Genomic DNA, 25190 nt, shown 5'->3' on the forward strand with positions numbered 1-25190 from the left:
AGAAGCTCACCGTGATTGCTGCTCTCAAATCCGCCATCGGCGGAAAACGCCTGCCGGCGCTGCCGCCGGCACTGTCGAAAAACCTGACCCCGATGCTGGTGCTGGCGATCGCCATCACCGCCGCGGTCACGCTCTTCATGTGGAAAGACCAGGCCGACTACAAGCCGGTCTTCGGCGCCCGCGAAAAGGTCGCTGCCGCCGACATGATGACCGTTCTGGAAGCCGAGCACGTGCCCTACCGCGTCCACCCGGACAGCGGCCAGGTGCTCGTCCCCTCTTCCCAGCTCGGCAAGGTGCGCATGCTGCTGGCAGCGAAAGGCGTGACCGCGCAGCTGCCGGCCGGCCTCGAGCTGATGGACAAGAGCGATCCGCTGGGCGTGTCGCAGTTCGTGCAGGACGTGCGCTTCCGGCGCGGCCTGGAGGGTGAATTGTCGCAGTCGATCCTGACGATCGATGCGATCGCCTCGGCGCGCGTGCACCTGGCGATCGCCAAGTCGACCTCCTTCGTGGCCAGCGACGGCGACAAGTCCTCGGCCTCGGTGGTGGTCGCGGTCAAGCCGGGCCATACCCTGTCGAACGAACAGATCGCCGCGATCGTGAACCTGGTTTCGGGCAGCGTCGCCAGCCTGGCGCCGAGCCGCGTCTCGCTGGTCGACCAGAACGGTAACTACCTGTCCTCGCGCGTCGACCTGAGCGACGGCTTCGACGGCGCCGCCCAGGGCGACACCGCCGCCAAGCGCTTCCAGGACGAAGTCCGCGCCAACGTCAACGAGCTGCTCGGCCCCGTCCTCGGCGCCGACAACTTCAAGGTCAGCGTGACCGCCGACGTCGACAACGACAAGATCGAAGAGACCCAGGAAAAGTACGGCGAAGCCCCGAAGGTCACCAGCGAAGCGATGCGCGAAGAGATGGAGAAGAACCGCATGGCGCTGGGCGTGCCGGGCACGCTGTCGAACCGTCCTCCGGTGTCGGCCGATCCGAATGCGGCCGCCGCGCCGGCCGCCGCAGATCCGAACGCGGCCAAGGCCGACGACGGCAGCGCGCGCAAGAACGCCACCACCCGCCAGTACGCCTACGACCGTGCGATCACCCAGATCAAGCGCTCGCGCGGCCGCCTGAAGAAGCTGTCGGTGGCGGTGGTGCTGAACAACGCCAAGGCCTCGGTGCCGAAGACCGGCTGGACCCCGGCCGAAATCGCCAACATCGACAAGATCCTGCGCGGCGGCCTGGGCATCGACACCAACCGCGGCGACGTGCTGGCCGTGTCCTCGCTGAACTTCCCGGCCCCGGCCCCGGTCGAGCCCTGGTACCAGCAGCGCGACAACGTGGTCGACATCACCGGCTACCTGGCCTGGATCGTCGGCGCCCTGTTCGCCTGGTTCGCGGTGCTGCGTCCGCTGATGCGCATGCTGACGGGCGGCAGGCAGCAAGGCGGCAATGCGCCGGCCCTGGCCCAGCTGCCGGGCGGCGCTGCTGCAAACGGCGCGGCCGGCGCACTGGCCGCTCCCGGCGCCCAGGCCCTGCCGGGCAACGCGGCGGCGGCCCTGCCGGCGGCAGCGGGCGCGGCTTCGCTGGGCGGCGCGATGCCGGTCCAGCCGCTGCTGGAAAACTATGATTTGCCACCTGCCGGTTCGGCAGTGGACGTAATGGTCGACCACCTGAAGGTCTTGGCCGGCAAGGAGCCGGAGCGGGTGGCGGAAGTGGTCAAACAATGGGTGCAGAAGAAAAATGCCGGATCTGAACAATAACGACGTGCAGGAAGTGGCGCTGACCCCGGTCGAACAGGCTGCCATCGTGCTGCTGTCGATCGGCGAAGAACCGGCGGCGGCCGTGCTGCGCTGCCTCGAGCGCGAGGAATTGATCGAGCTGACCCAGGTGATGAGCCGGATGAGCGGCATCAAGGTCGACGCCGTGAAGAACTCGATCCAGAAGTTCTTCGACGACTACCGCCAGCAAAGCGGCCTGCACGGCGCCTCGCGCAACTACCTGAAGCGCTCGCTCGACCTGGCGCTGGGCAGCGAGATCGCCAACTCCGTGCTCAACACGATCTACGGCGATGCGATCCGTCCGATGATGGCGCGCCTGCAGTACGCCTCGCCGAAGTGGCTGGCGGACTATATCGCCGCCGAGCACGTACAGATGCAGGCCGTGTTCCTGGCCTTCCTGCCGCCCGCGCTGGCCGGCCAGATCATCGACGCGCTGCCGGAAGAAGGCCGCGAGCTGGTGCTGCTGAACCTCGCGCGCCTGGAAGAGATCGACCGCGAACTGCTGGCCGAGCTGGAAGAGCTGGTGCAGCGCTGCCTGTCCGCGCTCGATACCCAGAGCGCCACCGTGGAAGGCGTACGCCAGGCGGCCGAGATCCTGAACCGTCTGCCGAACAACCGTGCCACCATGGTCGAGCTGCTGCGCGCCCACGATCCGGAAGTCGTGTCGCAGATCGAAATGTCGATGTACGACTTCTTCATCCTGTCGAAACAGACCGAGCAGACCATCACGCGCCTGCTGGACGAGATCCCGCTGGAGCAGTGGGCCGTCGCCCTCAAGGGCGCCGAGCCGCTACTCCGCGACGTCATCCTGGGCGCCATGCCGAAGCGCCAGGCCCAGAGCTTCGAAGACCTGATGCGCCGTTCCGGCCCGGTGCCGATGTCGCGCATCGAGCAGACCCGCCGCGAGATCATGGCCGCCGTGAAGGACCTGGCCGACAACGGTGAAATCGAAGTCCAGCTGTTCGCCGAGGCGACTGCCGAATGAAGCAGTTCCGGCCTTATCACTTCCCGCCCCTGGCCCAGTTTTTGGCGGCCAACCGTGCAGGCAATGCGCCCTCGCCGTCCTCGTCCACTCCGGAAGAAGACTGGCAGGGTGCGATGGCCGACGGCTTCCGCCAGGGCCAGCAGGACGGCTATGACGTGGGTGTCGAGCAGGGCCGCGCGGATGGTTTCGAGACCGGCCACGCGGAAGGCATGGCGCGCGGCTTCGAGGAAGGCCGCCAGCAGGCGCTGGCCGAACTCGAAGCGATGTCCAAGCCGGTCGACGCCATGCTACGTGGTTTGAAGAAGCTGAAGACCGAATACAAGAATGCCCAGCGCAAGGAAGTCGTGGACCTGGTCGGCAAGATCGCGCGCCAGGTGATCCGCGCCGAACTGGCGCTGCAGCCGGTGCAGATGCTGGCCCTGGTGGACGAAGCCCTGTCCGCGATGCCGCCGACCCGCGACGAGGTCGAGGTCATGCTGAACCCCGAAGAAATGAAGCGCATCCAGGAACTGGACCCGAAAAAGGCCAAGAAATGGAACCTGCTGGCCGACCCGCGCCTGGAACCGGGCGAATGCCGCGTCAAGGCCGGCGACCACGAAGTCGACGCCGGCTGCCAGGGCCGCCTTGCCGCCTGCATGGAACAGGTGCGTGAAGGCCTGGCCACCGCCGACGCCCAGCAGGAGGAAGCATGAGCGCGCTGGCCCAGACCCTGCGTTCGCTCGACATCGGCGCGGTGCCGGTGGCCACGCCCACCGGGCGCCTGGTCGCGGTGCAGGGGCTGCTGCTCGAGAGCGTCGGCGTACGCCTGCACACCGGCCAGCGCTGCCGCGTCGAACTGGTCGACGGTGAATGGCTCGACGCCCAGGTCGTCGGCTTCCGCGACAAGATCACCTACCTGATGCCTTTCAAAAAGGCCGACGGCCTGGTCACCGGCGCCCGCGTGCTGCCCGTCACCGGCCAGTCCAGCATCCAGATCGGCCCCTCCTGGATGGGCCGCATGGTGAATGGCCTGGGCGAGCCGATCGACGGCCTGGGCCGCCTCGGCGGCGACCAGCCCCTGTCGACCACGCCTCCCAAGGTCAACCCCTTGCGCAAGGCGCCGGTCGAGGAACCGCTGGACGTCGGGGTGCGCGCGATCAATTCGATGCTCACGATCGGCAAGGGCCAGCGTGTCGGCCTGATGGCCGGTTCCGGCGTCGGTAAATCGGTGCTGCTCGGCCTGATCACGCGCCAGACCGTGGCCGACGTGATCGTGGTCGGCCTGATCGGCGAACGTAACCGCGAGGTGCGCGAATTCGTCGAGAAGTCGCTCGGCCCCGAGGGCCTGAAACGCGCGGTGCTGGTGGTGGCCCCGGCCGACGAATCGCCGCTGATGCGCGTGATGGCCACCGAAATGTGCCACTCGATCGCCGCCCACTTCCGCGACCGCGGCCAGAACGTGCTGCTGCTGTGCGATTCGCTGACCCGCTACGCGATGGCGCTGCGCGAAGTCGCGCTGTCGCTGGGCGAACCGCCGGCCACGCGCGGCTATCCGCCGTCGGTATTCTCCAACCTGCCGCAGCTGTGCGAATCGGCCGGCAACGGCGAGAACCCGCACGGCAGCATGAGCGCGATCTACACCGTGCTGGCCGAAGGCGACGACCAGCAGGACCCGGTGGTCGACAGCGCCCGCGCGATCCTGGACGGCCACATCGTGCTGACCCGCGAGCTGGCCGAGCGCGGCCACTACCCGGCCATCGACGTCGCCCAGTCGATCAGCCGCTGCATGGCCCAGGTGGTTTCGCCCGAGCACTCGCAGGCGGCTCGCAAGCTGAAGGCCGCGATGGCCAGGCACGCCCGCGTGCGCGACCTGATCCCGCTCGGCGCCTACCAGCCGGGCGCCGATCCGGAAACCGACCGCGCGGTGAAGCTGCATCCGCATATCGAGGCCTTCCTGTGCCAGGGCACCAAGGAAGACGCGCCCTTCTCGCCCTGTGTCGACCAGCTGATGGCGATGATGACATGAGCAATCTGAAGAACAAAAGCGACACAATCGACAGCCTCGGCACCCTGGTGCGCCTGCGCAGCACCGAAGTCGAGCGCCTGCAGGCCGACATGGCCAGGCAGGAGGCGATGCGCGCGCGCTACCAGGCCACCGTCGACCGCCTGACCGATCTCGCGGTCGGCAGCGGCCCGTCGGCCCGGCCCGGCCTTGCGCTGTCGCCGGCGCTGGCCGCCAACTGCGGCAATTACAAGCAGGCCGTGTTCGCGCTGGCCGATACCCAGCGCACCGACCTGCACCTGCACGAAGCGAACATGGCGGTCTCGCAGCGCAACCTGGCCCAGGCCTGGACCAAACGCGAGCTGCTCGGCAAGGTGCTGGCCCAGCACGAGGCCGCGTATGCGCGCGAGCAGGACCGCGCCCAGCGCAGACGTGAAGACGACATCGCCACGCAATCGTGGCTGGCTAATCAATAAGGAGCACGCATGTCCAGCATTACCGCCCCAGCTTACGATCCGACGACCACCGCGCAGGCATTGGCGCAGAAGACGACTGCAGCCGCGCAGCAGATCCTGACCAACCAGACGAACACCGCCGGCGCCACCTCGACCGGCCTGTCGAAACTGGGCTCGGCGATCTCCGCTTTCCAGTCCAGCCTGAGCTCCCTGACCGGCCTCGGTAAATCGGTGCTGGCGCAGACCGCGACCCTGTCCGACACCGGCATCGGCACCGCCACCGCCAAGGCCGGCGCGCCGAGCGGCAGCTACAGCGTGTTCGTGCAGCAGCTGGCCACCTCGAGCCAGGTCTCGTACAACAACCTGTCGGACGGCCGCAGCGCCGGCGGCATCCTGAAAGTCAAGCTGGCCGACGAAGGCGCCGGCACCACCACCGCCAGCTTCGATGTCGACTTATCAAGCGCCAGCGCCGACACCGACAAGGACGGCGTGCTGAGCATCCGCGAAGTGGCGGCCGCGATCAACCGCTCGAGCGGGAACAACGGCCTGGTCTCGGCCGGCGTGGTCACCATCGGCACCGAATCGCGCCTGGTGCTGACGTCGAAGAACACCGGCGTGGCCAACACCGTGTCGCTGGACGCGTCCGGCGTTACCGACACCGCTCTCCAGACCGGCCTCGGCGCGCGCACCACGATCGCGGCGGCCCAGGACGCGATCATCAAGCTGGGCGGCCAGGCCAGCGGCACCCAGATCAAGCAGGCCTCGAACACCTTCACCAACATCGACGGCGTGTCGATGACCTTCACGCGCGCCCAGGCGCCCACGGAGAACGACATCACGCTGAAGGTGGCCGGCGATACCAACGGCACCGTGTCCAACGTGCAGGCCTTCGTCGACGCCTACAACAAGCTGAAAAGCGCGATCGACACCCTGGTCGACGCCGGCGATCCGGGCAAGGACCAGGCGGCGGGCGCCTTCGCCCACGATGCCGGCATCAAGGCCCTGCAGAGCCGTCTGGTGAGCCTGGTGCGTTCGACCAGCACGTCCTCGCTGGCCAGCTACGGCATCGTCGCCACCCGCGACGGCACCCTGAGCCTCGATTCGACGCGCCTGACCAAGCAGCTGACCGCCAATCCGAACGGTCTCGATGAGCTGATCGGCTCGGCCAGTTCGAGCAGCCCGACCGGCATCGCCGGTTCGATGAACACCTACCTGAACCTGTGGAGCAACAGCGCCACCGGCCAGATCAAGCAGCGCAACGACGCCGTCACCAAGCTGCAGTCGACGCTGAGCCAGCGCCAGACCGACCTGGATGCGCAGTTCGACTCTGCCTACAGCCGCTACCTGAAACAATTCACCCAGCTGCAGACGCTGCAGTCGACCATGACCAGCAATGTGTCGCTGTTCGACGCGCTCTTCAGCAGCGACAAGTCCAATTAAGAGGTATTCCGATGTCCTATCAAGAAGCCTACAGCAGCTATCACGCGACCAACCTGGACGCCCAGACTTCGCGCGCCTCGCCGATCGAGCTGGTGCTGCTCCTCACCGACGGCCTGCTCGAAGAGCTGGCCCGCGCCCGCGCCCACATCGTCGGCAAGCGCTATGAAGCCCGCGCCGCCAGCATCAACAAGTGCGTCGACATCATCAACGGCCTGTCCAGCTCCCTCGATTTCGAGAGCGGCGGCCAGGTCGTGGCCAACCTCGCCAACCTGTACGAGTTCTGCGCGACCCACCTGAACGCGGCCGGCGTCAAGCAGGATCCGAAGATGGTCGACGAAGTCGTGAAGATCATGACCACCATCCGCCAGGGCTGGGCCGGCGTGCAGGCGCGCAATGGATAAGTCGGCCGCCATCCTGCGGGTCGCCGACTCGCTGCGCAGCGCCGCCGACGGCGCCGCCTGGGAACAGCTGGCGCAGATGACGCGCACGCTGGCGCCGCAGCTCGACGCGCTGGCCGCCGGCGGCCCGCTGAGCAGCGCCGAACGCAGCGCCCTGCAGCGCCTGCGCGAAGCCCACGACCATGCCGCCGATGCAGTAGCCGCCGCGGCCGACGCGCTGAAACACCGCATGGACGACATGCGCGCCAACAAGGATGGCTGGATCGCCTACGCGATGCAGGAAGCTTGAACATGATGATGAATACCGTGACCCAATCCGCTGCCGCCTCGGCCAAAGGCGTTGACAAGGCCCAGCCGGTCCAGGCCGCGGACGCGCAAGGCGCGGGCGCCCAGCCGAATCCCGCCCAGGAAAGCGCGCCTGCCCAGCCCTTCGCCGCCTGGCTCGGCAACCAGGCCCAGGCCGCCGCGCTGGCGGTCCAGGCCAATCAGTCGGCGGATGGCGCCGCGCAGGATGCCGCTGCCCGGGCTGCGGATGCGGATGCCGCCAGCGATGGCGCCGGCGAAGACGGGGCGAGCACCGCTGCCCTGCCGCAGGACGGCGCGCTGCTGGCCGCGATGGCGATGCCGCTGATGCCCCTGACGCCCGTGCAGGTGGCGCAAGCCGTGCAGGCCGCGCAGCCGGCCGCCGCGCAGGCCGGCGATGAGGATGGCGCTACGGCCGCCGGCGCACAAGCCGTTGCGACTATTGGCAACGACGCCGGCCGCCGCGCCGCGGCCACCGACCGTGGCCTGGGCCTGCCCCAGGCGCCGGACGGCGCCGCCGCACCGGCCGCGCGTCCGGCAGCAAGCCAGGCCGACGCCGCACCTGCGATCCGCATCGCCGCCCACGCCCAGGCCGACGCAGGCGCCAACAGCGGCGCCCAGGACGGCGGTGAGCACGCTGCCGGCGGCAATGGCAACGGCAACACCGCATCGGCGGCAGCGATCGCCGGCGCCGCGGCCTCGCAACCGGTATCCGCAGCACCGGCAAGCGACAGCGTCAAGCTGGCCGGCCCGCCGACCGCCTGGCGCCAGAGCCTACAGGAAGCACTGGGCGAGCGCATGCATCTCCAGGTCGGCAAGGGCATCGAGCAGGCCACGATCCGTCTCGAGCCGCCGCAGCTGGGCCGCATCGACATCGCGATCCGCCACAGCGCCGGTTCGCTGGAAGTGAACATCTCGGCCTCCAACAGCGAGGTGCTGCGCCAGCTGCAGACCGTCAGCGACAACCTGCGCAGCGACCTGTCGCAGCGCCAGTTCACCGAGGTCGCCGTGACGGTGTCGCCGGCGCCGAAGAACGGTGCGGCGTTCGCGAACGATCAGCAACAGGGCCGCGGCCGCCAGCAGGACCGCGAACAGGAAGAGAACCAGCCCGGCCGCGCACTGGCCGAGGCGGGCAACAATGGATCCGCGTTCTCCCTCGGTGGACGCGACCAGGCATAACCAATAATGAGCAAAATGAAAAAAGTCATCGCCATCGCAGGCGCCGTGATCATCGCTGCCGCCGGCGCCGGGGGCGCCGTCTGGTGGTTCATGCCCAAGCCGGCCGCCGCCGCGGGCACGGAAAAGAAAGAAGAGAAAAAGGAAGCCAAGCCGGTCAAGTACGTCACCCTCGACAAGGTGATCGTGATGCTGCGCCGCGGTCCGAACGAAGGCGAAAGCCATTACCTGTCGACCGACCTGGTGCTGGCCACCGAGCCGGCCAAGGAAAAGGAAACCAAGGAAAACCTGCCGCTGCTGCGCAGCCTGGCCGTGCGCACGCTGTCGAGCTACACGATGGACCAGGCGTCCACCATGACCGTCGAGAAGTATGCCGAGCAGCTGAACCATTCCTTCAACGCCGAGTATGAGCGCACGCACGCGGAAAAGCCGTTTGCGGAAGTCATGATCGGCAAGCTGATCATCGAATAACAGCCGGGGACATTGTGGGTTACATGACCGACTACGCCGACAGCTACGCCAGTACCGAATACGCCGGCGCCGCCATCCACGCGGCGATGAGCGCCAAGGACGAGCAGCGCCACCTGGTCGCCTACGCGCCGCTGGTCAAGCGCATCGCGCGCCAGCTCAACTCGCAGGTCTCGGGAGCAATGGGCCGTGAGGACATGGAGCAGATCGGCTTGATCGGCCTGCTGGAAGCGCTGCGCCGCTACGGCACGCCCGACACCGGCTTCGCCAGCTATGCGTCCCTGCGCGTGCGCGGCGCCATCCTCGACGAACTGCGCCGCCAGGACTGGCGTCCGCGCGCGGTGCGCCAGGACAGCCACAGGATGCGCGACGCCGTGCGCGCCCTCACCCGCAAGCTGGGCCGCGAGCCGAACGACAAGGAAGCCGCGGAGGCCCTCGGCCTGAGCCAGGAAGAGTGGCGCCAGTTCCTGCTGGACGACGTCGCCGAGGAGCTGCTCAGCTTCGACGACGTGCTGCAGGAAGCGACCGACCGCGCCCACAGCGCGCCCGGCCCGGAAGAACAGTTCATGGTGCGGCGCAGCCTGGAGCAGGCCCTGGGCGCGCTGTCCGAGCGCGAGCAGCGCGTGATCCAGATGATTTACGAATTCGAGCTCAGCTACAAGGAAATCGCCGCCGTGCTCGATCTGTCCGACGCCCGCGTCTGCCAGCTCAACAAGAGCGCGCTGGCCAAGATGAAGGCGGCGCTGGCCCAGGCCTGAGCCTGACCGGACCAAAAGAAAGGTAACAACACCATGCAAATTCTCGGCATCCTCATCGTGCTCGGCGCCGTGTTCGGCGGCTTCGCCTTCATGGGCGGCACCGTCGGCGCCATCTGGCAGCCCATCGAGCTCCTCATCATCGTCGGCGCCGCCGTCGGCGCCCTCATCGTGGGCAATCCCAAGCACGTGCTGGCCGAATTGCTGGTCCAGTTCAAGAAGATCATCGGCCGCCAGAAGCACGACTCGGAATTCCAGCGCCAGCTGCTGCTGCTGATGTACGAACTGCTGCAGACCGCCGCCGGCGGCCTGAAGGCCCTCGACGCCCACGTCGAAGCGCCGAAGGAAAGCCCGATGTTCCAGCGTTATCCGCTGATCCTCGAAGAGCCGAAGCTGCTGGCTTTCATCGTCGATAACTTCCGCCTGATGGCGATGGGTAAGATCAACGCCCACGAACTGGAGGGCGTGCTGGAGCAGGAACTGGATGCCATCCACGAAGAGCTGACCCAGCCCTCGAAGTCGCTGCACAAGGTGGCCGAGGCGATGCCGGGCTTCGGCATCCTGGCCGCGGTGCTGGGCATCGTGATGACCATGAACTCGGTCGGCGAAGGCGCGGACACCGCAGAGATCGCGGAACACATCGGCGCGGCGATGGTCGGCACCTTCATCGGCATCTTCTTCTGCTACGGCGTGCTGGATCCGATCTCGAACATGATGAAGCAGCTGGTCAATTCGGAAGCCTCGACCATGGAAACCGTGAAGGTCGTGCTGTGCACCCACGTGGCCGGCAAGCCGCCGCTGCTGGCGATCGACGCCGGGCGCCGCCTGATCCAGCTGAACACCAAGCCAAGCTTCGCCCAGTTGGAAGCCTGGATCAATGCGATGGCCGACGGCGAAGACGCCGGCACGTCCCGCAAGCGCGCCTAAAGACCAAGGCTGACAAGCATGCAAGCAGCTAAGAAGGGCGAAAAGCACCACGAAGAGACCATCGTCAAGCGTGGCGGCGGCAAGCACCACGACGACGAACATGGCGGCGCGTGGAAAGTCGCGTTCGCCGACTTCTGCATGGCGCTGATGGCGCTGTTCCTGGTGCTGTGGCTGATCGCCGCGCGCGAGTCGTCGGCGCTGAAGAACATCGTGCGCGACAACACCGCGGCCGGCCTGATCGAAGGCAGCGGCGGCAAGCACGAAATCGCCGGCAACCCGGCCGGCAGCCTGATCGAACGCTTCCCGCTGCCGAAGGCGAACGGCGGCGCTCAGGGTCCGGACAGCGGCGGCAAGGCCACTTCCGCCACCGCCCGCACGAAATACGAATCGCCGTCCGAGCTGGCGGCGCTGGCCCACGCGCTGCAGCAGATGAGCGCCGATGCCGGTCTGGCATCGAACCTTGCCACCGTGGTCACGCCGGAAGGCCTGCGCGTGATGCTGCACGATACCGACCGCCAGGGCATGTTCGTGCGCGGCAGCCCGATTCCCGTTGACCGTTTTTCAAAACTGTTGCGCGCAATGGCGCCGCTGTTCGAAAAAATGGAAAATCAGATGCTGATCGTAGGTCATACGGACGCCTTGCAGTACACTAGCAAGGACCCGAACAGCTACTCCAACTGGAGCCTGTCGGCTCACCGCGCGCTGGCTGCGCGCTCCCAGCTCCTGATCGGCGGCATGCACAAGGAAAGCGTCCTGCAGGTGGTCGGCATGGCCGACCGCGCACCTGTCGACGCCGCCAAACCCGACGCCGCCGTCAACCGCCGTATCGAACTGCTGATCCTGACCACGAAGCAGGCCGCCTCCCTTACCGCGATGTTCGGCACGCCCGCCCAGTCCGAAGAACTGCGGGAAGGCGTGTCGATCACCAAGCCGGGCGAGGACGCGCTCAAGGAACTGCGCAGCCAATTGCCGAAGAAACCATGACGATTCAATCCAAAACCCGAGGATCCCGAATGAAGATCACTGGCGCCTCCACTCCTTCCATCACGATCACGCCGCAAGCCGGCGGCCCCGCGGCCGCGCCGGCCGTCGTGCCATCGGCCGGTACGCCGGACCGTCCCAATGAAGCCCTCGAATCGGCGGTGCTGCAGCCGGCGCAAAGCGCGCTGAAAGCCCTGCCCGACTTCGATGCCGCCAAGGTCGCCGAACTGCGCGACGCCCTGCAAAAGGGAGAACTGCCGTTCGACGCAGGCCGCCTGGCTGGCCTGATCCAGCGCTTCCACGGCAGCCAGGGCTGACATGGGCCGCCTGACCCGCGACCAGGCCGTCGCCCGCCTGCTGGACGGCATCCAGTCCGATATCGAGGCCTGCGGCGTCGTCCGCGAACTGCTCGAGCGCCAGTTCGAAGCCGCGCTGCGCCACCGCGCCGCCGAATTGAGCGGCCTTGCAGAACAACTCATGCCCCAGCTGGACAGCATGGAGCAGCGCCGCCAGCAGCGCGTGCAGCTGGTGCGCGCCCTGCACGGCGCCAATGCCGGCATGGACCAGCTGCTGAATGGCCTGCCCCCGGCGCAACGCAGCAGCGCCAGCGCCGACTGGGCGCGCCTGGAAGCGCTGGTACGCGACTGCAAGCAGGCCACCGCCCGCAACGGCAGCCTGATGGCCGACCAATACACCGTGATGCAGCGCGTGCTGCACGGCGAGGACCAGCTGTATGCGCCACGCTGACCTGAACACCGCCTTCACCCCGGCGACGGCGCCCACCGCCCCGACCCGCCCCACCGCCGGCATCGGCGGCGGCAACGGCTTCGGCGGCGTGTTCGGGTCGGTGCAGGAAGAAGTCACGTCCTTCATCCAGAACGGCGGCGGCGATTCCTTCAGCGCCGGCAGCAGCGCCGCGCTGAGTCCCGAGGGCAGCATGTGGCAGGCGCGCGCCAGCCAGGCCGCCAACGCCATCCTCGGCGATGGCGACGACAATCAATCGCTGGACCAGCAGGCTTTCCTGCAAAGCATCGCGCCCTGGGCCAAGGAAGCGGCCGACAAGCTGGGCGTGGCGCCGGAACTGGTGTCGGCCCACGCCGCGCTGGAATCGGGCTGGGGCCAGCGCCCGCTGAAGAACGCGGACGGCAGCTCGACCCACAATCTGTTTGGCATCAAGGCCGGCAAGAGCTGGTCCGGCGACGTTGCCGAATCCGCCACCACCGAATATGTCGGCGGCGCAGCGCTCAAGACGAGTGCGCGCTTCCGCGCCTATCCGGACCAGGCCAGCGCCTTCCGCGACTATGCGCAGATGCTGATCGATAACCCGCGCTTCCGCGGCGCCCTGGGCACCGGCAGCGACGCCCATGCCTTCGCCTCCGGGCTGGCCAAGGGCGGCTATGCGACCGACCCGGCTTACGCGGCCAAGCTGTCGCGCCTGGCCGGCCGCCTGCAGGGAATCAGCGGCTGAGCGGGCTGTCGATGGGCTCGACGGTGCCCGGCCCAGCCACGCGCATGCGCACGACCTGGCCGCTGCCGGCGTTGCGCACCCGGACCATGGCGCCGCGCGCGCCGGCGTCCAGCGCCTCGCCGGCGGTGCTGACTTCGATGCCGTCGCGGCGCGCAATCATGAGTACTGCATCGCCGCGCTTGACCAGGACCGGGGCGCTGAGCTGCCCGCTGCGCAAAATGTCTCCTGGACGCAACATGCGGCGTGACATTTGTCCGACAGCTTCATCAGGCGAACTGATCGGGTCGGCAATGTTCGAAATATCACGGCGCTCTATCGTGACTTGTGCGTCCGTCAAGGCTTCGTTGGCCGCCACCGGCGCCGCGGCGATGGCCACCATGGCCGTCACACGGGCGCGGACGATGTATTCGTACCTCCACCCGGGCGTGTCGTTGCAACGCGCCAGGAAGCGCATCCGCTGGGGAGAACGGGTATCCAGGGGCTCGATGGCGACGGTTTGCGAACACGGCGGCGCGGCGCGGGCGGCAACGACGGCAACCTCGAATTGCGGTTCGGTCAAGCCGGCGGCGGCCATCTGCCGGTCCAGCTCGGCACGGGCGGCTTGTTCGATTTGCATGGGAAGCGAAAGCGCCGCAGCTTGCGCGGACGCACAAAATAGCGCAAATGTCGAAGCAACAAGGGTTGCCTTACAGAAAGCAATCATTAGAGAATAGCGTCAGCGAAAAAACCTGATTCTAACCAATCACACAGATTTCCCATCACGGAGGTTCCTGCACATGATAATTAACTTCAAGGACGCGCTCGGGGTGCATGCCGACGCGCTCGAGTTGCGCGCCGAGCGCACCAAGGTGTTGGCCGCCAACATCGCGAACGAGAGCACGCCTGGCTACACCGCGCGCGACCTCGATTTCGGCGCCATGCTGCAGGAACGCCAGGATGCCGAAGGTGCTCAACTGAGCGGCCAGCTCAGCCTGAGCGAGGATTCGCCGCTGTACCGTGTGCCCTACCACCCCAGCGCCGACGGCAACACCGTCGAAATCGGCGTCGAGCAGGCCGCGTTCTCGCAGAACGCCTCGGATTTCAATACCAGCCTCACCTTCATCAACATGCAGCTGCGCGGTCTGGCAAAAGCAATCAACGGTCAATAATCGACATGGGCTTCAAGGACATCTCCCAGATCGCCGGTTCGGCGATGGCGGCGCAGTCGGTGCGCCTGAACACGATCGCCAGCAACCTGGCCAACGCCGACGTCTCGGCCGGCTCCGAGGCCGAAGCCTACCGCGCCCGCAAACCGGTGTTCGCGGCGGTGATGGACAATGCCGCCGGCGGCGGCGTGCGCGTGCTGGACGTGGTGCAAAGCGCCGAGCCGCTGCGCCGCGTGCACGAGCCGGACAATCCCAAGGCCGACGCCGAAGGCATGGTCTATTACACCAACGTCAACGAAGTGGCCGAGATGGCGGACATGATGTCGGCCTCGCGCGCCTTCGAGACCAACGTCGAGGTGCTGGGCCGCATCAAGGGCATGCAGCAATTGCTGCTGAAGCTGGGAGAAGGCTGATGGTCACCACCACCTCCACCACCAATAGCCAGTTCAACACTGGCGCCAAGGGCACCGACAAGGTGGCGGCCCAGGCGGGCACCAACGAAAACCGCGACATGTTCACCAAGCTGCTGGTCGCGCAGATCCAGAACCAGGATCCGCTGGCGCCGCAGGACCCGACCACCTACGTCAACCAGCTGTCGCAGCTGTCCCAGACCGAGTCCCTGCAGAACCTGTCCCAGATGACCAGCGCCAACGCCAGCATCCTGCAGAGCATGCAGACCCTGGCCATGGGCAGCCAGGTCGGCTCGGAAGTCACGGTGGCCACCGATACCCTCAAGCTGGACGGCGGCACGGTCCGCGGCAGCATCCAGCTGAACGGCGCCAGCAGCGCCACCTCGCTGGTGCTGACCGGCCAGGATGGCCAGCAGCACACGATCGAACTGGGCGCCCACGGCTCCGGTTCGCAAAGCTTCACGATCGATCCGGATGCCCTTGGCCTGCCTCCGGGAACCTATGCGATCCAGGCCAGGCCGTCGGACGGCACCTCCCCGCAGATCGAAGTCGCGGCACGCCTCAACAGCGTGCGCGTCGCGAACGGCGGCGTGGTGCTGCAGGTGGCGAACATCGGCGAGGTCACCCCCTCGTCCATCACCGGCTTCAACGGTAAAACCGAATCTTAAAGAACAAGGAATCGACATGAGCTTCGACATCGCACTTTCCGGCATCCAGGCCATCAACGAATCGCTGAACACGACCTCCAACAACATCGCCAACGCCGCCACCTACGGCTTCAAGAGCAGCCGCGCGAACTTCGCGTCGGTCTACGCCGGCACCTCGGCGAACGGCGTGGAGGTCGGCTCGCTGACCCAGACCATCGGCCAGAACGGCTCGACCCAGACCACCGGCCGCGGCCTCGACGCCGCCATCGACGGCCGCGGCTTCTTCGTCAGCCGCGACCCGCAGGGCGGCATGACCTATACCCGCGTCGGCATCTTCTCGACCGACACCAAGGGCTATCTGATCGACAGCAACGGCAAGAAGGTGCAAGGCTACGGCCCGTCCAAGGGCGGCGCGCTGGGCGCGATGGGCGACATCCAGGTGCCGACCGGCCAGATCGACGCTTCGCCGACCACCGGCATCGCCTTCGTCGGCAACCTGTCCGCCGACTGGACCGCGCCGAAGACTCCCACCTTCGATCCGAAGGACTCGACCAGCTACAACATGGTCAAGCAGTCGATCGTCTACGACTCGCTGGGCTCGCAGCACACCGTGTCGCAGTTCTTCGTGAAGACCGCGTCCGACACCGTCACCGTCCACTACAAGTTCGACGACGGCGCAGCGGAAGCGACCACCAAGGACCTGAAATTCGACGCCAAGGGCCAGCTGGTCACCGGCACCACGCCGGCTTCGCTGACCCTGACCCCGGCCGGCGGCGCCAACCCGGTCGCCTTCACCGTCGACTACAGCGGCACCACCAAGTTCGCCGGCGAAGCCACCACCACCACCAACCGCAGCGACGGCTACGCCTCGGGCGCGTTCATCGGCGTCGAACTGGCATCGGACGGCTCGCTGGTCGCCAAGTACAGCAACGACCAGTCGCAGGTGGTCGGCACCGTCGCCATCGCCACCTTCGCCAACGAAGGCGCCCTGCAGTCCATCAGCGACACCAGCTGGACCGCCAACGCCGATTCCGGCGCCGCCCTGTACAACGTCCCTGGCGTGGGCCTGTCGGGCAAGCTGTCCACCGGCGCACTGGAAGGCTCGAACGTCGACATCACCTCGGAGCTGGTCGGCCTGATGACCTCGCAGCGCAACTACCAGGCCAACTCGAAGGTGCTGACCACCGAGAGCCAGATGATGCAGTCGCTGATGCAGGCGCTGTAATCGATGGACAAGCTCATCTTCACCGCCGTCTCCGGCGCCGAGCGCCTGCTGCGATCGCAGCAGGTCCACGCCAACAATCTGGCGAACATGGACACCGCCGGCTTCCGCGCCAGCATGGAAGTGGCGGCTAACCGCGAACTCGCCGGCTTCGGCTACGACGACCGCCACCTGTCGACCATGCAGGCCGACACCGTCTCGACCCGCGCCGGCGCGGTGCGCGAAACCGGGCGCCCGCTGGACGTGGCGATCGGCGGCCAGGGTTATCTGGCGGTGCAGTACGGCGACAGCGAAGCCTATACCCGCTCGGGCGAGATCGATATCGGCGCCGACGGCGCGCTGTCGGTGCACGGCCGCGCGCTGCTGGGCGAAGGCGGCCCGATCACCCTGCCGCCGCATACCGCAGTGGAGATCGGTACCGACGGCACCATCTCGGTGCTGACCGAAGGCGCGACCCAGATGCAGGTGGTCGACAAGCTGAAGCTCGTGAACGCTGAAGGCGCGGAGCTGACCAAGAACGAGGCCGGCCTGATCGTCACCCGCGACGGCGCCCAGCTGGCGGCCGACCCGGCGGTCAGCGTCAAGCCGCGCGCCCTCGAAGGCTCGAACGTCTCGGCGGTCGAGGAGATGGTCGCGACCATGAGCCTGAACCGCAGTTTCGAAATCCAGATGCGCCTGTTCAAGGCCAGCGACAGCATGAATGAAGCGGGCAACCGTCTCATCGGCGCTTAATCATAATCAGATGGGGTCAGAGCCCACCCGAGAAAACCGGGCTCTGACCCCATGAACAAGGAATAGCCCATGAATCCAGCAATGTGGATCAGCAAGACCGGTGTGCAGGCCCAGGACGCGAAACTGCAGGCCATCGCCAACAACCTGGCGAACGTGAACACCGTCGGCTTCAAGCGCGACCGCGTGGTTTTCGAAGACCTGTTCTACCAGGTCGACAAGCAGCCGGGCGCCCAGACCGCGGACAACACCGTCTCGAACGGCGTCCAGCTGGGTAACGGCACCCACATCGTCGGCACCCAGAAGGTCTTCACCAACGGTAGCCTCCAGACCACCGGCCAGTCGCTCGACGTGGCGATCTCCGGCAACGGCTTCCTGCAGGTGCGCCGTCCGGACGGCCAGCCGGCCTATACCCGCGCCGGCCAGCTGCAGGTCGACGCCAACGGCGTGATGACCAACGCCCAGGGCCTGCCGCTGGTGCCGCAGATCACCGTACCGAATACCGCGACCGGCATCACCATCGGCGCCAACGGCATGGTCAGCGCGACCATGCCGGGCCAGACCGCCCCGCAGGAACTCGGCCAGCTGACGCTGACCACCTTCGTCAACCCGGCCGGCCTGCTGGCGCTCGGTGAGAACCTGTTCCAGGAAACCACCGCCAGCGGCAACCCGAACGAAGGCCAGCCCGGCACCGGCGGCTTCGGCACCCTGAAACAGGGTTCGCTGGAAGGCTCGAACGTGCAGGTCGTCGAAGAGATGGTCGACATGATCGCCGCCCAGCGCACCTACGAGATGAACACCAAGGTGCTGTCGGCTGCCGACAATATGCTGCAGTACCTGGCTTCCGCTTCGCGTTAATCTATCTATTCTTATGATCCGCTTGATCACCGCGGCAGCCGCCGCAACGCTGCTGCTCGCGGGCTGCGCCTCGAAAGTCCCGCTGAACAATCCGAAGCCGGCCGACGAAACGCTGGCCCTGCCGAAGGCATCGACCGTCCGCGCCGGCGTCTCCGGCGGCGTGTTCTCGGCCGATACCGTGTCGCTGACCTCGGACGCGCGCGCCTTCCGCGTCGGCGACGTCGTCACCGTCCTGCTGCAGGAAACCACGCAAGCCAGCAAGAAGGCCGGCACCAGCTTTTCCAAAGGCTCGAGCGTCGGCGTGAACCCGGTCACGGCGCTGGGCAAGACCTTCGGCCGCACCGGCATCGACGTCAGCGCCGACCGCAGCTTCCAGGGCGACGCCACCAGCACCCAGCAGAACGCGCTGACCGGCGCCGTCACCGTGATCGTGCAGGAAGTGCTGCCCAACGGCCTGCTGCGCGTGGCCGGCGAAAAGCGCCTGCAGCTGAACCAGGGCGAGGAATTCCTGCGCCTGGCCGGCTACCTGCGCGCCGCCGACATCGACAACGACAACCAGGTGTCCTCGCTGCGCGTGGCGAATGCCCGCATCGCCTACTCCGGCCAAGGTTCGCTGGCCGACGCCAACCAGCCTGGCTGGCTGACCCGGTTCTTCACCGGTCCGCTGATGCCCTTCTAAGGTTCGACATGACTCGAATTTCAGTAACAGCTTCGATTTTCCGTATCGCTTCCGCGCTGCTGGCGGCGGCCATCGCCCTGCCCTCCTTCGCCGCGCCGGCCGCCGTGGCGCGCCCGGCAGCCGCAGCCGCCCTGCCGCAGACCCGCATGCAGCCGCTGCGCAATCTGGCCAGCGTCGAAGGCGTGCGCGAGAATCCGCTGGTCGGCTACGGCCTGGTCGTCGGCCTGAACGGCAGCGGCGACTCGACCCAGGTGAAGTATTCGAGCCAGTCGGTCGTCAACATGCTCAAGCAGTTCGGCGTCAAGCTGCCGGAAGGCCAGGATGCGAAGAACAAGAACGTCGCTGCCGTGATGGTGTCGGCCGTGTTCCCGCCGGGTTACCGCCGCGGCCAGGCGATCGACGTGACCGTGTCCTCGCTGGGCGATGCGAAAAGCCTGCGCGGCGGCACCCTGCTGCTGACCCAGATGCGCGCGGCCGACAATGAGGTCTATGCGCTGGCCCAGGGCAACCTGGTGGTCGGCGGCCTGTCCGCCTCCGGCAAGAGCGGTTCCTCGGTTACGGTCAACACCCCGACCGGCGGCCGCATCCCGAACGGCGCCCAGATCGAGCGCGAGATCCCGACCGATTTCTCGACCCGTCAGCAGGTCGTGCTGCGCCTGCGCCACCCGAACTTCGACACCGCCACCAACGTCGTCGAGGCCATCAACCGCCGCTACGGCCAGGTCGCGACCACCGCCGACGGCACCAGCGTCGAAGTGATTGCGCCGACCAATCCGACCGAGCGCGTAGCCTTCGTGGCCAAGCTGGAAAACATGCCGGTCGAAGCCGGCCTGGAAGTGCCGAAGGTCGTGTTCAACTCGCGCACGGGCACCGTGGTGATCTCCGACGGCCTGCGCGTGAAGTCGGCCGCCATCACCCATGGCGCGCTCAAGGTCGTGATCTCGGAAAGCTCGATGGTCAGCCAGCCGGGTCCCTTCTCGAAGGGCCAGACGCAGGTGACGCCGCAATCGAAGGTCAGCGTGGACCAGGGCTCGGGCCAGATGTTCCACTGGCCGGCCGGCGCCAAGCTGCAGACCATCATCGACGTGGTCAACAGCCTGGGCGCGTCGCCGGACGACATCATGGCGATCCTGCAGGCGCTGGACCAGGCCGGCGCAATCGAAGGCGAACTGGTGGTGATCTGATCATGCTCGACAAACTGAACCCGCTGAACGCACAGGCGCAAGCCGCCGAGTCCTCCGCTCTGGAAAAAGTGGCGCGCGCCGCCGACAAGCCCGATCCTGCCTATGTCAAGCAGGCCACCAAGGCCGCGGTCGAATTCGAAAGCTTCTTCATCCAGAACATGCTGCACCAGATGCGCGAAAGCGCGAAGACCCTGGCGCCCGAAGACAGCCCGACCAAGGACCCGGTCAACAGCGACATGATCGACATGGCCGACAAACTGCTGTCCGGCCACATGGCGGGCCAGCGCGCTTTCGGCGTGGCGGACGCGATTCTCAAACAATTGTTGCCGCAGGGACTTAATAAAGGCTGATGAACGGTCGCCTGTAGTTACTGATACCGCACAAGAAAGACGCGCACATGAGCATCCTGAACAACGCACTGTCCGGCGCCCTGGCCTCCCAGCTGGCACTCTCCTCGAGCAGCCAGAACATCGCCAACCTGCAGACCAAGGGCTATACCCGCCAGGCTGCGCTGCTGAGCGCCGTCGCGCCGGCGGCCGGCTCGACCCAGGCCGGCAATGGCGTGCGCATCACCTCGCTGCTGCGCTTCTCGGACAACTACAAGACCCAACAGCTGTGGCGCACCGCGTCCGACCTCGGCCAGCATGCCCAGACCCAGCCCTACATGACCCAGCTGGAAACCGTGATGGGCAACGACGACGCCAACCTGTCCGGCGGCATCGACAAATTCTTCGCGGCCCTGAACGCGGTGGCCGGCGTCGACCCGACCTCGACCCCGCTGCGACAGCAGGTCGTGACCGCGGCCGGCCTGCTGGCCCAGCGTTTCAATAGCCTGAACAACGTCTACAACTCGCAGCTGCAGTCGGTGCGCCAGCAGCGCACCGCGATCGTCGACTCGGCCAACACCGCGATCGCCGCGATCGCCTCGCTGAACGGCCGCATCGCCAACGCCAACGCCACCGGCAGCAATGCTTCCTCGCTGATCGACCAGCGCGACCAGGCGATCGACAGCCTGGCCAGCCAGATGGGCCTCGAAGTCAGCGACCAGCCGGACGGCACCCGCAACGTCTCGCTGAAGACCGGCCAGGCGCTGGTGCTGGGCGGCGTGGCCGGCAAGCTGGCCGTCAGCGGCGGCGCCGACCAGGCCTTCAGCCTGACCTTCGCCGGCACCACCTTCGACCTCGACGTGACCCGCGCCGGCGGCCAGCTGGGCGGCCTCACGACCTACGAGAAGGACGTGCTGCTGCCGATGCAGAACAACGTGGCCGAGATGGCCAGGCAGATCGCCGACAAGGTCAACGCCCAGCTGGCGCTCGGCAAGACCATGGACGGCAACCCGGGCAAGCCGCTGTTCGTCTACAACACCGGCAGCACCTCGAACATGCTGCAGGTGGCGAGCGGCTTCCAGACCGCCGACCTGGCCTTCTCCGGCGACGGCACGCCCGGCGATACCGGCAACCTGCAGAAGCTGGCCGACATCAAGAACCAGACCCTCACCCTCACCGGCCTCGGCTCGGTGCTGCTGAGCGACGCCGACACCCAGCTGGTCGGCAAGCTGGCCGTCGACAGCCAGCAGAACAAGGGCGCGCTCGACACCTTCCAGACCATGCGCCAGCAGGCCGAGGCGGACTGGCAGTCGACCAGCGGCGTCAACCAGGACGAAGAAGCGGTGAACCTGGTCGAATACCAGAATATGTACCAGGCCAACATGAAGGTGATGTCGGTCGCGAACGCGCTGTTCGACGCCACCCTGGCGATGATGGGCTAAAGGAAGAAGATCATGCGTATCGCAACCGCGCAATACCAGGCGATGATGAATGCATCGCTGCAGAAGAACCAGACCCGCATCACCGAACTGACCGAGCAGATGGCCAACGGTAACCGCATCCAGGTGCCGTCCGACGATCCGGTCGACAGCGTGCGCATCTCGCGCCTGAAGCGCGAGGAGGCCGCCATCGACCAGTACCGCGACAACATCGCCGCGGTCAGCCAGCGCATGTCGAAGAACGAAGGCTACCTGAGCAACATGGTCAACGACATGAACTCGGGCCGCGACCTGCTGGTCTGGGCCGCCGACGGCTCGAACGCCCCCGACGACCTGAACGCGATGGTGACTTCGCTGACCGCCCTGCGCGACAGCCTGATGTACACCGCGAATTCGGTCGACCAGGAAGGCCGCACCATCTTCGCCGGCACCGTCACCAATGCCAGGCCGATCGCCTTCGACGCCGGCGCCCCGCTGGGCTCGCGCTACAGCTACGCCGGCAATACCAACGACCAGACCGTGGTGGTCGGCAACGGCATCACCCAGGTCGCGAACCAGAACGTGAATGGCCTGGAAAAGCTGCTGAACCAGCTCGACCAGACCATCGCCACGCTGTCGGCGCCGGGCGTGAGCGCCAACGACCCGGCCGTGCGCACGGTCGTCTCGAACAACCTGGACGGCTTCGACGACGCCATGGATCTGTTGTCGGGCAAGATCGCCGTGCTCGGCGGCCAGCAGAACATCCTCAAGACGATCGACGCCAACCACGAGAACGTCAGCCTGTCTAACCAGATGGCGATCACCAACATCGGCCAGCTCGACGTCGGCGCCGCCGCGATCGAATTGAACGGCTATTCGACCGCACTTCAGGCAAGCTACAAGGCATACAGCAAGATCGGTAATCTCTCCCTGTTCGCAGCGCTCTGATGGCAATGGATACAACGATTCGACCAACGACTGCCGGCGCCACCGGCAGCACCCTCGGCACGCGCGCCAACGCCTCGGCGCGCCTGGTGCAATCGCGCGCTGCCGAGCCGGCAACGGACACCGCGACCGACAATAGCGCAGCCGGCGCCGCGCCCGCCGCCGCGCCGCTGCGCAGCCGGGCCGCCAGCATCGGCGGCGCACTGCAGGACCAGGTCGCACGCGCCCAGCAGGCCCTCGATTACCTCGACCAGGTGGCGGGCCAGCTGGAATCCGTGAAAGGCGAACTGAGCTCGCGTCTGGCCGGCGCCCGCTCCGCCACCCGCCAGCAAGCATCAAGCGCCCAGCTGAACACCCAGGTGCGCCAGCTGGTCTCGACCCTCGCAGCGCGCCGCAAGAAAGCGGGCGGCGGCGTCGACAGCAACCTGAATTTCAGCAGCAAGCCGGCCGTCCAGCGCTTCCGCATCCACGGCCTCGATCTTGCTTCGCTGCGCAGCAGCGGCCCGCAAAGCCTGGCCTTCTCGGTCGGCGGCATCGGCGGCCCGCAACTGTCGGTGAACATCGACCCCAGCCAGACCGACGAAGAGATCGCCGCCGCCGTCAACCAGGCGCTGGCGCCGATGGGCGTGAACGCCGGCCTCGATGGCCAGGGCGGCTTCGTGTTCACCACGCCGGAAAGCAACTGGCCTGCGGTGAAGGACAGCATCGCGATCAGCGGCCGCGGCCGCGTGGGCACCGAAGAAGTCGCGCCCGAACTGGCGCCGCAGCAGTGGACCGGCAACGGGGGAAATGGCAACGGCAGCGGCGACGCCCTCCGGGCCAGCCTGCGCGAAGTGGTGCAGGCCCTGGAACGCGTACGCCGCTCGCGCGATGCCGCCAGCAACGCGCTGTCGGCCGCCACGGTCGAAATGACCCAGGCCACTACGCCGCCGCCGGAAGCTCAGGACGCGGCGCAGGAATTCGCGACTACCGCGTCGAATCCGGATTATGAGTCGCTGCTGTCGCTGACTTCGGCGCTGGTGGGGGTGAGCCGGGAGCGGGTGCTGGCGCTGCTGGGCCTGAAACAAAGTTAGCACGTCGTTCCCGCGGAGGCGCCTCGCTGCGCGAGGCCCCAAGTTTTGCGAATACTCGACGAACTTGGGTCCCCGCCTTCGCGGGGACGACGTTCAGCTCAATCGGCTATCTGGGCTTCACACTGATCGTCGTCCCGCGCAAATCGATATCCCGGATCTCCACGCTGCCAAAGCTCGGCCCCGGCGCGCTCCCCACGCGAATATTCTTGAAAGCGATCTCGCCGATGGTACTCGGCATGCGCAGCGTGATCGACCCGTCCTTGTTCACCACCGCGTGCGAATTCGCGGCATCGTAGGTCACGCCACGCACTGTGGTGTCGGCCGACAGGAACATCGCCAGCGGATTGAAGACCTGTACCAGTTCGCCCAGCACGCGCACCCCGCCGTCCGGCAGCGTGTGCGCCGTGTTCTGCGCGGTGTGGGTACCGGCCATGGCGGTCAGCGAGGCCAGGCGCTGGTCCAGCTGGCGGGCCTGGTCGCGCAGCGCGTCGTCGTCGCGGCCCTGGGCCATGATCTCGCCCAGCTCCTCGTCGGACAGTTCGCGCAGCGAGCGTTCGCCCAGCGCGCGGGTCGAGACCGCGGCGGCCGGCGCCGCCGTCACCGCGGCGTAGGCGTGCAAGGGTCCCAGCAAGGCCGTCGCCAGCGCCGCCGCCATCCTCAGGTTGCGCTGGCGCCGGATCGCGCCGCGCACCTGGGCTTCGGTGATCAGCTTCATGTCGGCCAGGATCTCGCCCAGCCGTCGGCCGCTCTTGCCCTGCTCGCGGATTGCCGCGTCCAGCTGGTCTTCCGAGATCAGCTTCTTGCCGAGCAGGATCTGCCCGAGCTGCGATTTCTCGCGGGTCTGCGTGCTCCAGTTCATCGCCCTGCCCTCCCCTCAGGTTTTATTGGCCGCCCGCCTGGCCGACCGCCGCGCGCAGGCGCAGGCCCACGCGGTTCTGCAGCTCCGTCATCTTCGGCTGGATCTGCGGGCCGTTGGCCTTGGCCACGTTGTCGCCAACCGTCTTCTTCATTTCCGGCACCAGACCCTCGAACTTGGCCAGCACCGGCGATTCGAGGATGTCGGCCAGCTGCTTCAGCTCTTCAAGGCTGAACTTCTGCGCCAGCAGCGGCGCCACACTGGACTGCACCACCGACTGAGTGCTGACGCGCAGCGGCGGCGCTTCCTTCTCGAGGAAGGCGGTCGCTTCCGCCGTCACGTCCTTCATCGCCGCTTCCTGTTTTTCGGCCGGCACCCGGCTGGTCACCACCACGCGCGACTGGCGCACCATCTCGGCCACCGGCGCCTGCAGCATCTGCAGGCCGACGTTCTCGAGCGCCATCTTGGCCAGGACGCGGTTCACAACCGCCTGCTTCTCGGCCGGCACGGCGGGCGCCGCCTGGGCGCAGGCGCTGCCGCCGAAGACCAGGCCCAGGGCCACCGCGGTTACAGACATCGATCGGGACATGCTCAT

At 67.1% G+C, this 25190-nt stretch carries 31 protein-coding genes; 28 read left to right on the forward strand and 3 right to left on the reverse strand.

Translation table 11 applies throughout. From position 1 onward, the window contains the following. Positions 1–11: 11 nt before the first annotated feature. Genes fliF through LQV39_RS17585 form a run of 16 tightly spaced genes read left to right on the forward strand, consistent with a single transcriptional unit; the run spans position 12 to position 13103 of the window. A complete protein-coding gene (gene fliF, locus LQV39_RS17510; RefSeq protein WP_374199441.1) occupies positions 12–1748 on the forward strand; it encodes a flagellar basal-body MS-ring/collar protein FliF in 1737 nt (578 codons plus the stop codon). Then, positions 1729–2751, forward strand: coding sequence for a FliG C-terminal domain-containing protein (locus LQV39_RS17515; RefSeq protein WP_230027418.1), 1023 nt, complete (start codon positions 1729–1731; stop codon positions 2749–2751). Before fliF ends, LQV39_RS17515 begins: the two co-directional genes overlap by 20 nt. Continuing rightward, positions 2748–3443, forward strand: coding sequence for a flagellar assembly protein FliH (fliH, locus tag LQV39_RS17520; RefSeq protein WP_230027419.1), 696 nt, complete (start codon positions 2748–2750; stop codon positions 3441–3443). The genes LQV39_RS17515 and fliH overlap by 4 nt, the downstream gene beginning before the upstream one ends. Next, positions 3440–4756 (forward strand): flagellar protein export ATPase FliI, encoded by a 1317-nt coding sequence (fliI, locus tag LQV39_RS17525; RefSeq protein ID WP_230027420.1) that lies wholly within the window; start codon positions 3440–3442, stop codon positions 4754–4756. The genes fliH and fliI overlap by 4 nt, the downstream gene beginning before the upstream one ends. After that, the gene (locus LQV39_RS17530; RefSeq protein WP_230027421.1) at positions 4753–5208 is read left to right on the forward strand and encodes a flagellar export protein FliJ; all 456 of its coding nucleotides are present in this window, start codon (positions 4753–4755) and stop codon (positions 5206–5208) included. Before fliI ends, LQV39_RS17530 begins: the two co-directional genes overlap by 4 nt. A gap of 9 nt (positions 5209–5217) precedes the next feature. Then, a complete protein-coding gene (gene fliD / locus LQV39_RS17535) occupies positions 5218–6627 on the forward strand; it encodes a flagellar filament capping protein FliD (RefSeq protein WP_230027422.1) in 1410 nt (469 codons plus the stop codon). Positions 6628–6638: 11 nt separating this feature from the next. Continuing rightward, the gene (gene fliS, locus LQV39_RS17540) at positions 6639–7028 is read left to right on the forward strand and encodes a flagellar export chaperone FliS (RefSeq protein ID WP_230027423.1); all 390 of its coding nucleotides are present in this window, start codon (positions 6639–6641) and stop codon (positions 7026–7028) included. Continuing rightward, positions 7021–7314, forward strand: a complete 294-nt coding sequence (locus tag LQV39_RS17545) for a hypothetical protein (RefSeq protein ID WP_230027424.1) — start codon at positions 7021–7023, stop codon at positions 7312–7314. The genes fliS and LQV39_RS17545 overlap by 8 nt, the downstream gene beginning before the upstream one ends. Positions 7315–7316: 2 nt before the next feature. After that, entirely contained in the window at positions 7317–8507 is a 1191-nt protein-coding gene (locus LQV39_RS17550; protein ID WP_230027425.1) for a flagellar hook-length control protein FliK, read from the forward strand. Positions 8508–8522: 15 nt separating this feature from the next. After that, on the forward strand, positions 8523–8975 hold the full coding sequence (fliL, locus tag LQV39_RS17555) for a flagellar basal body-associated FliL family protein (protein WP_307727857.1): 453 nt from the start codon (positions 8523–8525) through the stop codon (positions 8973–8975). A 23-nt stretch (positions 8976–8998) separates the two neighbouring features. Further along, positions 8999–9730: a FliA/WhiG family RNA polymerase sigma factor gene (locus LQV39_RS17560; protein ID WP_230027427.1), complete on the forward strand. Its 732-nt coding sequence runs from the start codon at positions 8999–9001 to the stop codon at positions 9728–9730. 33 nt (positions 9731–9763) lie between these two features. Further along, positions 9764–10654 (forward strand): flagellar motor stator protein MotA, encoded by an 891-nt coding sequence (gene motA / locus LQV39_RS17565; RefSeq protein WP_230027428.1) that lies wholly within the window; start codon positions 9764–9766, stop codon positions 10652–10654. Positions 10655–10672: 18 nt separating this feature from the next. After that, positions 10673–11638 carry a flagellar motor protein MotB gene (locus LQV39_RS17570; RefSeq protein WP_230027429.1) on the forward strand — a complete coding sequence of 322 codons (966 nt, stop codon included), beginning with the start codon at positions 10673–10675 and terminating at the stop codon, positions 11636–11638. Positions 11639–11667: 29 nt separating this feature from the next. After that, complete coding sequence (flgM, locus tag LQV39_RS17575) at positions 11668–11952, forward strand: flagellar biosynthesis anti-sigma factor FlgM (protein WP_230027430.1); 285 nt, start codon at positions 11668–11670, stop codon at positions 11950–11952. Position 11953: 1 nt separating this feature from the next. Further along, on the forward strand, positions 11954–12382 hold the full coding sequence (flgN, locus tag LQV39_RS17580) for a flagellar export chaperone FlgN (protein WP_230027431.1): 429 nt from the start codon (positions 11954–11956) through the stop codon (positions 12380–12382). Further along, on the forward strand, positions 12369–13103 hold the full coding sequence (locus LQV39_RS17585; protein ID WP_230027432.1) for a glycoside hydrolase family 73 protein: 735 nt from the start codon (positions 12369–12371) through the stop codon (positions 13101–13103). Before flgN ends, LQV39_RS17585 begins: the two co-directional genes overlap by 14 nt. Here LQV39_RS17585 and flgA read toward each other — a convergent pair. Next, positions 13093–13719, reverse strand: a complete 627-nt coding sequence (flgA, locus tag LQV39_RS17590; RefSeq protein ID WP_230027433.1) for a flagellar basal body P-ring formation chaperone FlgA — start codon at positions 13717–13719, stop codon at positions 13093–13095. The genes LQV39_RS17585 and flgA overlap by 11 nt on opposite strands. A gap of 160 nt (positions 13720–13879) precedes the next feature. Between flgA and flgB the strand changes: the two genes are divergently transcribed. From flgB to LQV39_RS17650, 12 genes are all read left to right on the forward strand, one after another. After that, on the forward strand, positions 13880–14251 hold the full coding sequence (flgB, locus tag LQV39_RS17595) for a flagellar basal body rod protein FlgB (protein ID WP_230027434.1): 372 nt from the start codon (positions 13880–13882) through the stop codon (positions 14249–14251). 5 nt (positions 14252–14256) lie between these two features. Then, entirely contained in the window at positions 14257–14661 is a 405-nt protein-coding gene (gene flgC, locus LQV39_RS17600) for a flagellar basal body rod protein FlgC (protein WP_230027435.1), read from the forward strand. After that, positions 14661–15326, forward strand: coding sequence for a flagellar hook capping FlgD N-terminal domain-containing protein (locus tag LQV39_RS17605; protein ID WP_230027436.1), 666 nt, complete (start codon positions 14661–14663; stop codon positions 15324–15326). Before flgC ends, LQV39_RS17605 begins: the two co-directional genes overlap by 1 nt. A gap of 16 nt (positions 15327–15342) precedes the next feature. Then, complete coding sequence (locus LQV39_RS17610) at positions 15343–16530, forward strand: flagellar hook protein FlgE (protein WP_230027437.1); 1188 nt, start codon at positions 15343–15345, stop codon at positions 16528–16530. A 3-nt stretch (positions 16531–16533) separates the two neighbouring features. Continuing rightward, the gene (locus LQV39_RS17615) at positions 16534–17259 is read left to right on the forward strand and encodes a flagellar basal body rod protein FlgF (RefSeq protein WP_230027438.1); all 726 of its coding nucleotides are present in this window, start codon (positions 16534–16536) and stop codon (positions 17257–17259) included. A 69-nt stretch (positions 17260–17328) separates the two neighbouring features. Then, positions 17329–18114 carry a flagellar basal-body rod protein FlgG gene (flgG, locus tag LQV39_RS17620; protein ID WP_230027439.1) on the forward strand — a complete coding sequence of 262 codons (786 nt, stop codon included), beginning with the start codon at positions 17329–17331 and terminating at the stop codon, positions 18112–18114. Positions 18115–18127: 13 nt separating this feature from the next. Next, positions 18128–18793, forward strand: coding sequence for a flagellar basal body L-ring protein FlgH (gene flgH / locus LQV39_RS17625; RefSeq protein WP_230027440.1), 666 nt, complete (start codon positions 18128–18130; stop codon positions 18791–18793). A gap of 8 nt (positions 18794–18801) precedes the next feature. Next, a complete protein-coding gene (locus tag LQV39_RS17630; protein WP_230027441.1) occupies positions 18802–19977 on the forward strand; it encodes a flagellar basal body P-ring protein FlgI in 1176 nt (391 codons plus the stop codon). 2 nt (positions 19978–19979) lie between these two features. Continuing rightward, positions 19980–20327: a rod-binding protein gene (locus tag LQV39_RS17635; RefSeq protein WP_230027442.1), complete on the forward strand. Its 348-nt coding sequence runs from the start codon at positions 19980–19982 to the stop codon at positions 20325–20327. A 47-nt stretch (positions 20328–20374) separates the two neighbouring features. Then, positions 20375–21745, forward strand: a complete 1371-nt coding sequence (flgK, locus tag LQV39_RS17640; RefSeq protein WP_230027443.1) for a flagellar hook-associated protein FlgK — start codon at positions 20375–20377, stop codon at positions 21743–21745. A gap of 12 nt (positions 21746–21757) precedes the next feature. Next, positions 21758–22669 carry a flagellar hook-associated protein FlgL gene (gene flgL, locus LQV39_RS17645; protein ID WP_230027444.1) on the forward strand — a complete coding sequence of 304 codons (912 nt, stop codon included), beginning with the start codon at positions 21758–21760 and terminating at the stop codon, positions 22667–22669. Next, positions 22669–23739 (forward strand): hypothetical protein, encoded by a 1071-nt coding sequence (locus tag LQV39_RS17650; protein ID WP_230027445.1) that lies wholly within the window; start codon positions 22669–22671, stop codon positions 23737–23739. Before flgL ends, LQV39_RS17650 begins: the two co-directional genes overlap by 1 nt. Before the next feature lie 106 nt (positions 23740–23845). Here LQV39_RS17650 and LQV39_RS17655 read toward each other — a convergent pair whose 3' ends face one another. After that, positions 23846–24598, reverse strand: a complete 753-nt coding sequence (locus tag LQV39_RS17655) for a hypothetical protein (protein WP_230027446.1) — start codon at positions 24596–24598, stop codon at positions 23846–23848. A gap of 22 nt (positions 24599–24620) precedes the next feature. Continuing rightward, positions 24621–25190 carry a DUF2059 domain-containing protein gene (locus LQV39_RS17660; RefSeq protein ID WP_230027447.1) on the reverse strand — a complete coding sequence of 190 codons (570 nt, stop codon included), beginning with the start codon at positions 25188–25190 and terminating at the stop codon, positions 24621–24623.

Source organism: Massilia sp. Bi118 (genome assembly GCF_918697865.1).
GTDB lineage: Bacteria > Pseudomonadota > Gammaproteobacteria > Burkholderiales > Burkholderiaceae_D > Telluria.